At 44.9% G+C, this 14,524-nt stretch carries 16 protein-coding genes; 7 read left to right on the top strand and 9 right to left on the bottom strand.

Annotation, left to right across the window (positions count from 1 at the left end; all coding sequences use genetic code 11):
* Window positions 1–3: 3 nt before the first annotated feature.
* Window positions 4–840 (bottom strand): tRNA pseudouridine(65) synthase TruC, encoded by an 837-nt coding sequence (gene truC, locus H9J30_RS07470; protein ID WP_240130446.1) that lies wholly within the window; start codon window positions 838–840, stop codon window positions 4–6.
* Complete coding sequence (locus H9J30_RS07465) at window positions 827–1,147, bottom strand: YqcC family protein (protein WP_240130629.1); 321 nt, start codon at window positions 1,145–1,147, stop codon at window positions 827–829. Before H9J30_RS07465 ends, truC begins: the two co-directional genes overlap by 14 nt.
* A 146-nt stretch (window positions 1,148–1,293) precedes the next feature.
* Between H9J30_RS07465 and H9J30_RS07460 the strand changes: the two genes are divergently transcribed.
* Complete coding sequence (locus tag H9J30_RS07460) at window positions 1,294–2,307, top strand: DUF3549 family protein (protein WP_240130445.1); 1,014 nt, start codon at window positions 1,294–1,296, stop codon at window positions 2,305–2,307.
* Complete coding sequence (locus H9J30_RS07455) at window positions 2,304–2,690, top strand: DUF3301 domain-containing protein (RefSeq protein WP_240130444.1); 387 nt, start codon at window positions 2,304–2,306, stop codon at window positions 2,688–2,690. Before H9J30_RS07460 ends, H9J30_RS07455 begins: the two co-directional genes overlap by 4 nt.
* 1,861 nt (window positions 2,691–4,551) lie before the next feature.
* Here the strand turns inward: H9J30_RS07455 and H9J30_RS07450 are convergent.
* A complete protein-coding gene (locus H9J30_RS07450) occupies window positions 4,552–4,857 on the bottom strand; it encodes an Mpo1-like protein (RefSeq protein ID WP_240130628.1) in 306 nt (101 codons plus the stop codon).
* Complete coding sequence (locus H9J30_RS07445) at window positions 4,850–5,488, bottom strand: GNAT family N-acetyltransferase (protein ID WP_240130443.1); 639 nt, start codon at window positions 5,486–5,488, stop codon at window positions 4,850–4,852. Before H9J30_RS07445 ends, H9J30_RS07450 begins: the two co-directional genes overlap by 8 nt.
* A gap of 153 nt (window positions 5,489–5,641) precedes the next feature.
* On the opposite strand from H9J30_RS07445, the gene H9J30_RS07440 reads away from it, so the two are divergent.
* Window positions 5,642–5,815 (top strand): DUF2789 family protein, encoded by a 174-nt coding sequence (locus H9J30_RS07440; RefSeq protein ID WP_240130442.1) that lies wholly within the window; start codon window positions 5,642–5,644, stop codon window positions 5,813–5,815.
* A gap of 104 nt (window positions 5,816–5,919) precedes the next feature.
* On the opposite strand, the gene H9J30_RS07435 is transcribed toward H9J30_RS07440, so the two are convergent.
* Window positions 5,920–6,318: a DUF3192 domain-containing protein gene (locus H9J30_RS07435; RefSeq protein ID WP_240130441.1), complete on the bottom strand. Its 399-nt coding sequence runs from the start codon at window positions 6,316–6,318 to the stop codon at window positions 5,920–5,922.
* Between the two features lie 148 nt (window positions 6,319–6,466).
* Here H9J30_RS07435 and H9J30_RS07430 point away from each other — a divergent pair, with 148 nt between their 5' ends.
* Both H9J30_RS07430 and H9J30_RS07425 read left to right on the top strand, forming a co-directional pair.
* On the top strand, window positions 6,467–6,850 hold the full coding sequence (locus tag H9J30_RS07430; RefSeq protein WP_240130440.1) for a hypothetical protein: 384 nt from the start codon (window positions 6,467–6,469) through the stop codon (window positions 6,848–6,850).
* Window positions 6,850–7,623, top strand: coding sequence for a Zn-ribbon-containing protein (locus tag H9J30_RS07425; RefSeq protein WP_240130439.1), 774 nt, complete (start codon window positions 6,850–6,852; stop codon window positions 7,621–7,623). The genes H9J30_RS07430 and H9J30_RS07425 overlap by 1 nt, the downstream gene beginning before the upstream one ends.
* A gap of 359 nt (window positions 7,624–7,982) precedes the next feature.
* Here the strand turns inward: H9J30_RS07425 and syd are convergent, their stop codons facing one another.
* On the bottom strand, window positions 7,983–8,633 hold the full coding sequence (syd, locus tag H9J30_RS07420) for a SecY-interacting protein (protein ID WP_240130438.1): 651 nt from the start codon (window positions 8,631–8,633) through the stop codon (window positions 7,983–7,985).
* A gap of 59 nt (window positions 8,634–8,692) precedes the next feature.
* Between syd and queF the strand changes: the two genes are divergently transcribed.
* Complete coding sequence (gene queF, locus H9J30_RS07415; RefSeq protein WP_240130437.1) at window positions 8,693–9,553, top strand: NADPH-dependent 7-cyano-7-deazaguanine reductase QueF; 861 nt, start codon at window positions 8,693–8,695, stop codon at window positions 9,551–9,553.
* Window positions 9,554–9,618: 65 nt separating this feature from the next.
* Here the strand turns inward: queF and H9J30_RS07410 are convergent, their stop codons facing one another.
* A complete protein-coding gene (locus tag H9J30_RS07410) occupies window positions 9,619–10,554 on the bottom strand; it encodes a LysR family transcriptional regulator (RefSeq protein ID WP_240130436.1) in 936 nt (311 codons plus the stop codon).
* Between the two features lie 123 nt (window positions 10,555–10,677).
* Here H9J30_RS07410 and H9J30_RS07405 point away from each other — a divergent pair, with 123 nt between their 5' ends.
* Window positions 10,678–12,669, top strand: coding sequence for an alkyl/aryl-sulfatase (locus H9J30_RS07405; protein WP_240130435.1), 1,992 nt, complete (start codon window positions 10,678–10,680; stop codon window positions 12,667–12,669).
* A gap of 63 nt (window positions 12,670–12,732) precedes the next feature.
* On the opposite strand, the gene H9J30_RS07400 is transcribed toward H9J30_RS07405, so the two are convergent.
* Both H9J30_RS07400 and H9J30_RS07395 read right to left on the bottom strand, forming a co-directional pair.
* Window positions 12,733–13,308, bottom strand: coding sequence for a hypothetical protein (locus H9J30_RS07400; RefSeq protein WP_240130434.1), 576 nt, complete (start codon window positions 13,306–13,308; stop codon window positions 12,733–12,735).
* A 120-nt stretch (window positions 13,309–13,428) separates the two neighbouring features.
* Window positions 13,429–14,367 (bottom strand): 4'-phosphopantetheinyl transferase family protein, encoded by a 939-nt coding sequence (locus H9J30_RS07395; RefSeq protein ID WP_275679553.1) that lies wholly within the window; start codon window positions 14,365–14,367, stop codon window positions 13,429–13,431.
* Window positions 14,368–14,524: the final 157 nt, after the last annotated feature.

Raw genomic sequence — 14,524 nt, 5'->3', positions numbered from 1 at the left:
GTCTTAACCTGCAATAAATATGCTCGGTGCACAAGATAGCGCCTCATCATCCCAACCAAGACCTGCAAATACGGTTTCCCATTCAGGCTCTAGCTCTGTTTCAATACTCAGGCGCTGACGGGTTATCGGGTGAGTAAAGGTTAATTTTTTCGCAATCAGCCAAAGTCGATTGATGTCAAAATGCGTTCTAAAAAATGCATTTTGCTTACCATCACCATGGGTTGTATCGCCAATAATCGGGTGACGTAAGTGCGCCATATGGCGTCTTAGTTGATGCTTGCGCCCCGTTTTAGGGCTTAGTTTAACTAAAGCAAATCGGCTACTTGCATAACGCCCTGATGGATAAGGAATTTCGGCATTGAGTAGCGGTTCATATTGAGTCACCGCTTCTTGGGCTGCTTTATCTTGATTCGCGAACTTATCCGCAACCTCATCTAATTCGACCTTCAACGCATAATCCAATACACCACTCTCGTGCATATTGCCACGCACCAACGCCAAGTACTGCTTTTCGATACTATGGTCAGCAAACTGGTCGCAAAGCGCGTTCGCCACCTCACTGCTCTTGGCAAATAACAATACGCCCGAGGTCGGTCTGTCTAAACGGTGTACCGGAAACACATGACACCCCACTAGATCGCGTGTTAATTGCATCGCAAAAAAACGCTCTCGGCGCGCTAAATAGCTGCGATGCACCAGTAATCCTGCGGGTTTATGGATAGCAACGAGATGCTCGTCTTGATATAAAATGTGCAGTTCAGGCGCGACTTCAGCATCATCACTATCGGTATGCGGTTGTTTATCCTCAGGGGTATCTAGCCAGATATCATCTTGGTTCATTTAACAATATATCCAATTCATTTAATACAGCTATCAATGGCGCTAATGCCGCCTGCTCAGACCACAGATGCTCAGCCATTGGGGCGATGGCAATTTGGCTAGGCAAGGGGTGTTCTGCATCGATTAGTGCCTGCATCCGCGGGATAAAGATAAACTGTAGCCATTGTTCAAACGGCATAAGATCGCAGGCAAACGGCGCCGTGCTGGCCATAGATTCATCGCTTGGCGTACAGCCCCCCCAAAGCCCAACATTTTGAAGCTCTTGGGTAATTTGGGCTAATTTAGTTTGAGTTTGGCGGTATAACATCGATTTAAAGTCCAGTAAACCACAGGCGTTAAAGCATAACGCCCAGCCATAGGGGCGATAAAAGTGTGGCAATCATACCATCGTGAACAACTTCCCCCTATAATATCGCCAATTTATTGAGCCTTTTTGATTGATATAGCGACCAAATGACTGAAATCACGACTCTTAGCCAATTTTTGACAACAGCCAAAACCCAATTCCAAGTCTATGAACTGGGTAGAAGGGTACAGCACATCGACATGTTGGCCTTCCATCAAATCGAATCTCTAGTCACCCCTTATCCTTATCCCATTCAAGGCCATGCACAGTTTGCCGTGGTTTTTTGGAATGAAAGCCAACAGCATTTTATTTGGTTTCTCAAGCTACCTTTAGATGAGCAAGGCCTGCTCTCGCCAGCCCCTCGTTCACAATTCATTGAAATGGTGCTCACAGCACTGGGGCAAGATCCGACTCAGCCATTGACGGATGAACAGCAGGATCGCCTCGCCAACAATCCATTTAGCTTTAAACCCAGCCAAGAGAAATTAGCAGTATTCAACGCCTTGGTACGTAAACAATTAGGTTTAAGTGCATCAATCCAATATGAATTTGCCATGCAGTATTTATCGGGCCAAATTGCCCCGAGTGAATGGCAGCATATTGGCATGCAAGGTTTGAGTGATGTTTGTGTCCGTCTCGGTGAATTAGACCATGAGCAGCATATCCTTGCCAGCTTTGACCAAGCAGCCATTGAAGTGCAAATCGCTCTATGCCAGTGCCTAGAACATCTACATTTGACTGAACCGCTTGCGACGAAGATCTTTAGCAAGTTCATCACAGCACCTAATGAATATCAAGCCTATTACTTGCGAGCATTAGCATCACAGACTGAATTAAGCCAACAAGCCTTGGCCCACTTAAAGCAAACAAACCAGCTTGATGCTAACGCCCTCATCAGTATTGCAGGTAGAAATTGGCCGATACTAAAGCAAGAGCTGAGTCGCAGTATTTATCTAGAAGCGCTGGCACTTCAGCCTCAAGCCTTTTTTAATCAGATCTTTGCTGATATTGTGGCTATTCCTAATTTACGCAATCACTTATTGGGTGAATTACGCAATCCCAATCGTAGTGTTCAACTATCACAAGCCATTGGCGGCTTGTTTAAGGCTGCAAGTAAATGATGTCAGATCTTCTGTTAATTATTGCACTGATTATCGTTGCCGCTTTCTTTTGGCAACTTCGTCAAATGGCAGAATTAAGCCGTGTTTTTGCCGAAAAAGAGTGCTGTAGACAAAAAGTACAGCTATTAGCCATCGCAATGGAAACCGCTCGTCCAAGCCTTGGCGGCACCACAGGGATCTGTTGGAAGGCAAAATATCTATTTGAGTTCAGTACCGATGGTATCAATCAGTATCGTGGTCATATCTGGATGCTAGGTAAAAAAATTCAAAAGATTGAATGGCCTATCTTCCCAGAACCCGAATGGCAAGAAGCACCTACGGCGAAAGGTAAATTTGGTGGCTGTGGAAGCCAAAGTAGTTGTAGTTCAGGTAAATGCCATTAGTGGCTTATTTTAGATAACATGCAGTTAGGACGACCTAAGTTAAATTCCCCATACATTTAATCATCCATAAAAGAAAGGGCGTGGTCTGAAGACCACGCCCTTCTGTTCTTTGTTAAGCTATCCCGCTATCGTTGTGCTCCCTGCACCATCCATGCGTCAACTTGCATCCTGCATCATCCCTGTTCAATCCGTGATATTTCCCTGTACTCAAGGTACTTCCCTATCTCTTGGCATTCCTTTTACCAAGCTTGCTCTTTCCTGAGCGGTTCCAACATCATCCGTGAAATAGGTTCAATTGCTTCCTTTCTGCTGCACTCCTTGTGCCATTGCAATCCTGTGCAATTAGGCTATCTATCCGTGATAGTCTATCCCTCCGTGGTTCGTATCGCTTTCATCCTGAAAGTTTCTCCTTACGACTCCTTAAGTGCTTATCCACTAAACACTGCTCGGTCATCCTAACCGCTAACATCCTGTTATCTGTAGTTCCGTCTACAAGTGAAGTCTATGCCAAGCATGATAAGATTTGTGCTATTCAAAATAAAAACTTCCATAGCAATATTAACGACACAATTCAAAAAAATAACTTAACATACTGATTAAAATATATTTAATGAATATGAGACAGCTTTTGCCAGTCAAAAAACTTACAAATTACTTACATGCTTGTGAGACATATCTTACAAAGAGATTGGCAATTTTAATCCCTTTAAGGAATGTAGCTTGCTTACAAAAGAACACTTCAGATTAAGCGCGGTCGTAAATAACCGCTTAAAAGAGCAATAGTCTGCAACTTAATTTATTTTACAGCCATAAAAAGGGTAAAAACGGACATTTTGATGTAAACCATCAAAACTTTATGAACATACAAAATTGTAAATCCCGTGCTATGTAGTTATTCTACATAAACGGACGATAACGCACCAGAAACGCAGCCCGAAGGTTCAAAATCTAATTTCGAAACGTCAGCCCTAGCCAAAGCCATTTACCCTTTGGTTTGTATCAGCAACTAAAGCCGAGCAATGCTAGAACGCTATTTTTCAATGTATAAGCGGGTCGATATTTATGTACATTGCAATGGGAAATAGAGCGCATTCACACTCGAAAATTTTATAGTCTCAAAAGAAAGGGCGCACTGTGTGCGCCCCATTTATCCTCTATAAGCCATCCTGCTCATTCGTGCTCCCTGCACCATCCATGCGTACGCGTGCATCCTACAATCGTCCCTGTATCCCTAAATTTTCCCTGTGTGATGGTTTCACCATAACACTCAATCCATTGACCCGAAAATCCTATTTCGGCTCCAGTCACATCCTATGACTCACTCCATAACGCATCCTGCTTAGTGCCTTCCATAGACGAGTACAAGCTGTTCACCCTTATACTTATCCCTTTACTCGACACATCCTGCACCGAGTCATGCTTAATCCTTAAGCATATCCTTTCTCATCCTTAAACCTGTCGTCCTAACAAGCGTTGTATCCTGTATCATCCGTGAGAAAGCAGTCCTGCTTTTCCTTAACCTATCCTAGGTTGATGACAGTTTCCCTACCATCAGAGGTTCAAATCCAAGAACCTAAATTCGTAGCTTCTTGCGTCCATTTCGCCAGTATTGCTATCCGTGCTATCCATTTATTTTGGCGATGAATGAATTCTACGTGAATCCCGCCTTTTTTGTTCCCTCAGAAGAACAACTATCAGTTTAAATTTCATCCAACATATGCCAACTGCAGCTCAAAGCATTGAAATTTAATTATTTTTAAAAAAATGATGTATAAAACAATCAGCAAGAAAACATTTTATCTTACAGGCTTTGTAAGCGATCTCTCACACGCGAGTCAGCTTCTCACTAATAGGTAAAAATTCAGTACTTTATTTTACCCATCAGTATTTGGGCAAACATCACCCAATCTCCCATCAAACTGTATAGCGGATATTGGAATGTCGCAGGTCGATTACGTTCAAAGACAAAATGGCCAACCCAAGCAAATCCGTATCCCACTAGCGGGATAAGTACCAATAAACCCCAGTGGGTCGTAATCAACGCAGATCCCAATAATGCCAGCACAATCATACTCCCAATAAAATGCAGCTGCCGACAACGCCGGTCTTGATGCTGGGATAGATAGAAAGGATAAAACTCAGCGAAAGAGCGATAACGTTCATTCATCATGTTTACCTGTATAAAAAAGTAGTTGTCCAGTCACACTGCCAATGACCAACTCTCCCAAGGAGACAAAGTCATGTTGTTTAAATAAATGCGTATGGGCTTCCTGAGTGGTAAACACGCCTATACCTTCAAGATTTGGCTGCTCATCGCACCAACTCACTGCAGCTTGGACAAGTTGATGGCCCAGCCCTTTACCTTGTTCGTTTGGCGCTAAAGCAATAAATTGCAAAACCCCACAACGCTGGTTTGGTAACAACTCCAAAATGGTTGATTCTTTTTTCATCATGGCCTGGGTAGATTGCCAACCAGTGCCCAGCAACATTTTGAGCCGCCAGTGCCAATAGCGACCTTCTCCCAGTGGCACTTCTTGGGTAACAACGCAAGCGACCCCCACTAAGTGCGTACCGTCAAAGAGTCCAATTAAGGCTTGCTTTTGCTGCCATAAGGTATTGAGCTCTTCGCGAATCGCGGCGCGCAATTTTTGTTCGTAGGCAAATTTGTCTGAGGAGGATAAAGCATCAACAAAAAAGGGATCATCATGATACGCATTGTAGAGAATTGAAGCGGCCAAGCGTAAATCTTCTGCGGTGAGATAAACTGCACGATACTCATCCAAGGTATTATTGTCCATTATTAGAATTCCTTGATTTAGCTCACACTCTTATGAGTCTTTATCAATGTACCAAGGAAACAAAAAAGTGCAAATTTTAATCATTGATTGCATCTTTCACACAAAAACATAACCTAGATAACAGGCTAATCATCGGAGGGAGGGAGAGATAGAATGGATACAACACCAGTCGATTTAAGTCATCTATTTGAACAGCTAGGCTTAGAGAGCCAACCCAATGCCATTGCGCAATATATGGCACCCCACAAGCTGGCATCGCAAATCCACTTAACTGAAGCGACTTTTTGGACACAAGCGCAAAAGAGTTTTCTCACCGAAGCGTTATAAGCTGACGCACAGTGGACCAAACTAATTGAACAGCTTGATACTCAGTTAAGAAAGCCCTAATTTTTTGGGCTTTCAGTGTCTTTGAGGCGTTGTCTTAGCCGTGGTTAAATCTTGTTATAGGCTGTATCACCCCACCCCACTAAAACATGATTACTCAGCACAACGGGCGTGCATTCATCCTTAGTGGTTTTGCCATCGCTATGGGAACGTTGAGTACGATAAAACAGCACCAATACTTCTTTATCGGCTTGCCCAGCGCTTTGCTGCAAATAAGACTCGCTCAAGTCTGGGGCCCCCATTAGCGTCATCACTTGGTCTTTACTCATACTAAGGCTTAGCTTGGCCAGATTAGAGCGATTTTTATCCTGCACTTTTTCCCAAGACTCAGAGCGATCCCAATCCGATTCACCATCGCCGACATTGACCACACAACCGCTAAGACCTAAGCTTGCTAACCCTAAAAACGTGACCGCGATAAGTTTGCGATTAATATTTGCGTTCATATTATGACTTCCTGTGTATTTGTTATAAAAATGCTTAAAAAGCAAAATCAATGCCAAACATCAATCCATTGATTTATAATAACTAAAATAACCACACCACAGGTAAGTTAGTAAAAAACACAACATAAAATAAGGAATTTCACTTATTATGAGTCCGATTGACCAAGTGTTAGCGGCAGCATGTGCACTCGACGCCAGCGGTAAAACCCCAAGCCTTGCCCTGATAAAAAGCCGTGTTGACAACAAAATTCCTATGCCGATATTAATCCAAGGATTACAGCAATTTAAATCGATACCTAAAGCCGAGCGGGAACGTTTAGCGGCCCAATCACAGCACGTGATTGAAGAAACACATACCGCCGAAGCTTCGCCACTCACAGTCGCCACACTGGCGCAACAGTTAGCCCAGTTGCAACAAGGCATTGAACAGGCCCTCGCTTTAAAAAACAACGAGATCATGCAACTGACAAATGAACTTATCGAGTTAAAACACCGCGTTAATCAACTCGAACTCCAAGGAAAATCCGTTTAATGTTTGTCACCGAACTGCGCTTTGAATGCTTTGCCGATACCACCATTAGTGCGGCAGAGCGTGCGATTAATCAATTACTGGAAGCATACCGCGCCAATGGCCAAGTGTTAGGTCGCGAATTTGCTGTCGCCTTTAATGATGGCGAATTTCGCGTACGCCTGCTTACACCTGAAAAAAACAGCCTAACACATCGCTATCACAGTCCTTGGGTAAAAAAGGCTCTAGCAGAATTAACTGATGCTAAGCTCTTAGCACCGCGAGAAAAATTTATCGGTCAGGACATTAATTCTGAGGTCAGTAACACTGAGCAGCCTAGCTGGCAGTTACTCTACACTAGCTATGTCCATATGTGTTCGCCCCTGCGAAGTGGCGATAACTTGCTGCCCATTCCGCTGTATCAGATCCCAGCCACTTTTAATGGTGATCATAAACGTATTATCCGCTGGCAGAGTGAATGGCAGGCCTGTGATGAATTGCAAATGGCCGCGGCCACTAAAGCAGAATTTGCTGCGTTAGAAGAGTTATCCAATCCAAGTAGCGATTTATTTAGAAGAGGTTGGGACCTCCGCGGCCGAATCGAGTATCTCACCCACATTCCCACTTACTATTATTTGTATCGGGTAGGAGGCCAAGATCTGGCATCAGAACTCGCTCGCCCCTGTCCGCGTTGTGGCAGTCACGCGTGGAAACTCGACGAACCTTTATTAGATATGTTCCACTTTCGTTGCGAACCTTGCCGCATAGTGTCTAACTTGTCTTGGGATCATCAATAACCATCCCATTTTATACCAATCACATTAAACATCTAATCAGTTCAGAGCCTCAAAGGCATCTCAATCCAAGGCGCATTGACAAAGAAATGGTTATTCCCTTTTAAGTCAATGTAACACGGGAGTGAGATGCCTGTGAGGCTCCCGAAGGGCGGGTTGAACGTGCTTTATACTGCGTTTAAGGCTTAGGCAGAGCACCACTATGCCTTCAAGCCTTCGCCTTGTCTAAAGCCCGTTGAATTCCCGCTGAATGAACAGATATTTAATACGATTGGTATTATAGCAATACTCGGCCGCTCAAATGCGTGATGTCGAGTTTGCAAAACACTTTGCAAGAGTCTTTTGTAAGAGAATTCGTGCGTTTAGCGCTTACCCGTTAAGTTGTGCCACATTCGTTTAAAGCTGGCAAAAATCCCCGGATGATCCTGTGCCGGCATGGGGAGTTCCTCGTGTTTCACCGGTGGCGCAATACGTGGCGATAACGCCGCAATAAATTCCGCTAAACTCGGTGCCAATTGGGTAGAGGGAAGCTCGCCGGGGATTTCCACCCATACACTACCATCAGCATTATCCACCGTTAGCATCTTATCGCCTTCATCAAGCAAACCAATAAACCAGGTGGGCGGTTGCTTGAGCTTTTGCTTCATCATCAAATGCCCAATGATATTTTGCTGTAGGGCATCAAAATCCGCCTCATTCCATACCTGTAATAATTCTCCCGAGCCCCAGGTTGAGTCAAAGAGCACGGGCGCGGCAAAATACTGACCATAGAAGCTATGGATATCGGGCCATAACGTAAGCTCCAATGCATGTTCAACGTTAGTAAAGCTGCCAGGCTGTTCACGCTTAACTGGTAGCCAACTCACCGCCGCAGTTGACGCCTCAACAAACTCCCCTTGAATACACAAAGATGGCTCACCTTGAGGGTAATATCGTGGTAATTCGCCTAAAGTTGATAGGTAAGACTGATGATAGTTTTGCAAAAATTTATCGAGAGCAGGCAGACAAGACACTTAAGCACAATCCAATTTCGGGTATAATGTGCGCCTATTTTGACATGGAAACAGTATTGATGACACACAATCACGATCCCTATAGTGATGCAAAAGAGCTTGCGGGCTTAACGTTAGGTAAAGTTACTGATTACCAAGCCGAGTATGATGCGTCGCTGCTGCAAGGGGTTCCTCGCTCACTTAACCGTAACGCTATCAACCTAACTGCAGAAAGTTTACCTTTCCACGGGGCCGATATCTGGACGGCCTATGAGCTGTCTTGGCTAAATGCGAAGGGCAAACCTATGGTGGCCATCGCTGACATTCAGCTCAGTCATGCAAGCCAAAATCTGATCGAGTCAAAATCCTTCAAACTGTATTTAAACAGTTTTAATCAAACCAAATTCGATAATCTCGATGCGGTGCAAAAAACCTTAGTGAAAGATCTCAGTGAATGTGCCCAAGGTGATGTGACCGTTAAGATTATTGAGCCTAAAAGTTTTGGTATTCAGCGTGTCGTCGAACTGCCAGGCACCTGCATTGACGACCTCGATATTGAAGTTAGTGACTATGATTTTAATCCCGATTATCTTGAAAACAGCACAGATGACAAACAAATTGTTGCCGAGACACTCAACTCTAATCTGTTGAAATCAAATTGCTTAATCACCTCTCAGCCCGACTGGGGCAGTGTGATGATCCGTTATCAAGGGCCTAAAATCGATCGCGAGAAGCTACTCCGCTATCTAATTTCATTCCGCCAGCATAATGAGTTTCACGAACAATGTGTCGAGCGAATTTTTGTCGACCTAAAACATTATTGCCACTGCGCTAAGTTAACTGTATACGCCCGTTATACCCGTCGTGGCGGCTTAGACATTAACCCCTACCGCAGTGACTTTGAGCATCCGGGTGAAAGCCACAGGTTAGCCAGACAGTAATTAAGATAGCCAACCAACACTTAGAGGTAAGCACCTCAAACTAAGCTCCGACTCACTCGCAATCACTACGAGTGAGTCAGAGCTTTTTCATTCGCAGACATTCTACTGGCGCTGAGCAATAAGCTTCGTAACCATTGATGGCTCGGGTTTTGGGTGTATTTACTGCTCCACACCATATACAAATCAATCGGCCTTGTTTTCAGTGGCATAGGCAAAATTTGTAAGCCAAAAATGTCAGCGTATTGGCTGGCATAACGTAAAGGTGCGATACCTATAGCCTCACTTTTACCTACGGTTGCAAACATGCTCAATAGGGATGACTGTTCACTGTACATCTTGCGCCTTGGTAACACGCCTTCGGTAAACAAATCCCCCGCAGTCAAATTAAAACGCCTTAGATTTAAAAAGACATGTTTCTCCTCAAAATACTGTTCATGGCTAATGCCCCCCTGAATACGAGGATGCTGCCGACTGACAATACACACTAAATTTTCGGTAAAGAGCAATTTACTTGAGAGCAAACTTTGCTGCGCGGGTTTAATATCGATCGCCACCGCAACCCGCTCTAGCAAAATATCGCGATATAATTCCGCCTCCTGTGGCGGCGACTCACGAAAAATCACTTCGATATCCGCATCCAGCAATAAAGCTTGCACACCTGCTTGCAGCGTTTCAATAACCGACTCATTGGCATATACATAAAAGCGCCGCTGGCTTGAGCGGGGATCAAAATGCTCAAATCCCAGTAATACGGTTTCGATATCAGCCATGGGTTGCTCAAACTTACGGTACATTTCCCGCGCCACCGCCGTTGGCTCAATACCTCGCCCTACCCGATTAAACAGCGACTCCCCAACCCAGGCTCTGAATCGACTTATCGCATTACTCACGGAAGACTGAGTTAAATCTAACTCCTGCGCCGCTTTGGTGAATGACCGAGTACGGTAAACCACCATAAACACGCGTAATAAGTTTAAATCTAATGGTTTTTGTGTCGGCATAAGGGAGCACACTCATTCACAATATGAATATTACAACCCAAGCTAACTCGAGTTATCTAAATACACAAGCTGGTTATACTCAAACCATCAACGACACGATCCCACTAATCGGTAGGTAAAATAATGCAAAAATCTTTGATGACATTGAGTATTATCGCCAGCTTCTCTTTAAGTGCAGTGGAGGCAGAACACGAGCATGAACATATCAGCCTGCACTATCAGGGAAAGCCTGCCACCGAGCAAACCATTGCGGTAAACAAAGCCACGGCAGCGGACCTTAATTTTGCCGATAAAAAAGCCTTTGAAGAATTTTCGAAGAATCTTATCGCGGAGCTCGATGAACCTACGGCAGCGATTTTACGGGCCGATTTCAGCTTTATTGGCGATAAAATCCCAGACACTGTGAACCCTTCTCTGTATCGCCAGGCCCAGTTGAATATGGTGTCTAACGGCTTATACAAGGTCACCGATGGTATTTATCAAGTTCGAGGCACCGACTTAGCCAACTTAACCCTTATCCGCGGTAAAACAGGCTGGATCCTTTATGACGTATTACTCACCAAAGAGTCCGCCAAGCAATCCCTTGAGTTTGCGCTTAAACACTTACCAGAGGGTAATGACTTACCCGTAGTCGCGATGATTTATTCCCACAGCCATGGAGATCATTTTGGCGGCTCCCGCGCCATCAAAGACATGTTCCCAAACGTCAAAGTCTATGGTTCCAATAACATCACCAAAGAAATTGTTGACGAAAACGTGCTTGCCGGTAATGCCATGAGCCGCCGCGCCGCCTACCAATACGGCGCAACGTTAGAGCGCAACGAGCAAGGCATTGTCGATGCTGCACTTGCAAAAGGCTTATCCAAAGGCGAAGTCACCTACGTAAAACCCGAGATCACCCTCAACAGCAAAGATAAATGGGAAACGCTCACTATCGATGGTATCGAAATGGTGTTTATGGATGCCTCGGGCACCGAAGCCGCCTCGGAAATGGCCACCTATATTCCCTCCATGAAGGCCCTATGGACAGGTGAGCTCACCTACCACGGCATGCACAACATTTACACCTTACGCGGGGCAAAGGTACGGGATGCCATCAAATGGTCTAAAGATATCAATGCATTGCTAACACGCTTTGGTGATGATGCGCAGGTACTGTTTGAAGCCCACTCCGCGCCCGTCTTTGGTAATGCGGATGTCAACGCCTACTTAAGAATGCAAAGGGATAACTATGGCCTTGTCCATAATCAAACCCTGCGTTTAGCCAATAATGGGGTGGGTATTCAAGATATTGGCGATGCGATTCAAACCACTATCCCTAAGGCCGTGCGCGACACTTGGTACACCAATGGTTACCACGGCACCTACAGCCATAATGCTAAAGCCGTGTACAACATGTATTTAGGCTATTTCGATATGAATCCGGCCAACTTAAACCCACTACCAACAAAGGATGAATCCGCCAAATTTGTTGAGTATATGGGCGGCGCTAACGCCGTGTTGAAACATGCCAAAACCGACTATGCCAAAGGCGAATACCGTTTTGTGGCCACCGCACTCAATAAAGTGGTGATGGCAGAACCTAATAATACAGAGGCAAGACAATTACTTGCTGATACCTATGAGCAACTGGGTTATCAAGCCGAAGGCGCTGGCTGGCGCAATATTTATCTGACGGGTGCCCAAGAGTTAAGGGTAGGTATTCAACCCGGCGCCCCTAAATCAGCCTCTGCAGATATTTTAAGCGAAATGGATATCTCGACTCTTTTTGACTTTCTCGCAGTGAGAGTGGATAGCATTAAAGCCGCTGAGCTTGGGCTGTTAAGGCTTAATGTGATCACCCCTGACACCCAAGAAACACTCTATGTCGAGCTAAGTAACGGTAACTTAAGTAATATTCAAGTTGATAAACCGATGGAGGCCGATACCAATCTTTATATTGATAAGCGTTATATTACCGGTATTTTACTCGGTAAAACGCCCCTTAAAGACTTACTGGCTAACGGCAGTGCCAAACTGGAAGGCGATAAAACCGCTTTTGGAAAAATCATGTCGACCTTAGTCCAGTTCGATGCCAACTTTGAAATTGTCCCACTACCACCAACTGCTAAATAAATAATCCAACGCCCTGAATATTCAGGGCGTTTTTATAAGATGAAGGCGTGACGTTCACACTGGTTAGTTGGCAGTATTTGTCGCTGGGGATGTGGTTTTACACTCCAACAATAACTGCTGAAAATGCGCGCCTAAATCCTGCTGAGCAAATTGCTCACTCGCCAGTGCCATTTGCTTAAGGCTTTGTATAGCTTGATCTAATCCTTGCTGATCAATAAGGTTTTTCGCATAGGCTGCCGCATCAGCACTCTTTTGCAGTAAACCTGCGACTTGATCAAAACTCACCTCTTGTTCCATTAGCTTCTGTAGGTCGCCGAGTAATTCTGTCACCTTGGCCGACTCCACTAAGGCGCCTTCGACATTGACTAACTTACCTAAGGGATCTTGCGTCAGTTTTTCTGTCACGCAGGCGGACACTGTGCCCGCCGCCGCACTTTGAGCCACAACATCGAGTCCGCGACTGCGAATTTGCTCAACCACTTGCTGTAATTGAGGGTCTTGTGCAAGCCATGCTTGCTCTAATTGTTGTTTTTCATCGCCACCAAAATAACCGCAGCCACTGAGTAGCACCACAGCAGTTGTCGATAAAAGACCTGCAGGTGAAAAGCACGCACGTAAAAAGCAATTCCGTTTTGTCATAAAAACCCTTGTGAGTTAATGCTATGACATGACTATAACCAGCGATGTTTAATCCAAGATGAATGACTCTGTCATATCAAAGCAGCAACCTGCAAACTGAGTAATAGGGGTAAATAAGCCTTAGTCAGCCAAACTAACCGCTAACAACGATTTAATGCTGGCAAGCGTCATCGAAATCTGCACATTCGATAACGCATTAGGATGGATGAGACTCAAGCCAAAGCGATATTCATCATTTAGTCGACCAAAGTAGCTTTGCACCTGCCCAGCATCAGGCTGTACAGGTTCAGCATTGGGAAGAGGTTCAGTGACCAGCTTAATCTCGCAATACAATTTAAGCTGGCTCGGTAATGCAAAAGGTTCTCGCCTTTTAAGTTCAAGCCATTGATGGCGAAGCGCTACTTGATTGGGATGGGTCTGAACAAGTGCATCGGGCATCAACTCAAAGGCAAAGGATTTTAATGACTGCGCTAAGCCTAAACCTGTCGCCTTGATATAGGACTCCTTCAGCGCCCACAGGTCAAAAAATCGTTGTCGCTGGGCGATTTCTCCCGGCAATGCTAGTAGCGCCTCGGTTTCTAGCGGAGAAAAATAATGATTCAGAATGGGATAAATATTTGTGCTTGCCCGCGACCGTTCAATATCCACACCTAAACCTAAACGAGGCTGCGGCCTTTTCGCGGTTGCGGCCGTGTCATCATCTTGCGCCAAGGCTATCAATAACCAGTCGCCACTGTGACTTAAGTTAAACTCGATCCCCGTTTTAAGGAACTGCTCATGGCTGAGGCTGGGTTTGCCCTTTGCCCCATACTCAAAACACCAATCTTGGGGAGTCATCAGTCGTTGGGAGGAGTAAGGTGAGGATTCTCCTCGAGATTGCAGTCCTTGGGATAACACACAGCGCAGTGCTGCTCGCACCAATAAGCCATGCATTTGTGCCTTAGGCGCCCGGTAACGCGCCACTTTTGCGCGCTCGTCCTCACTCAACAGCGCCATACAACGGCTCACCATTTCAGCATCCATCTCGGCTAATGGTATAAAAAAAAGCTCAATATTCATTAAGTTATCTCAATAACACCTGAGTTTAACGGCAGCCCTATTCTACTCAGTTCTGCTCGGCTGACGAACAATATCTGAACCTTACCAATAACCAACTGAATTTTAAAAACTATTTTTGATGAAATCGCATTTAGCTGCTTTGTTCGAAAACAATTTG

The sequence above is a fragment of the Shewanella cutis genome (genome assembly GCF_022410515.1).
Lineage (GTDB): Bacteria > Pseudomonadota > Gammaproteobacteria > Enterobacterales > Shewanellaceae > Shewanella > Shewanella cutis.
The sequence above is the reverse complement of the archived record's forward strand: the minus strand, read 5'-3'. Positions and strand labels throughout refer to the sequence as shown.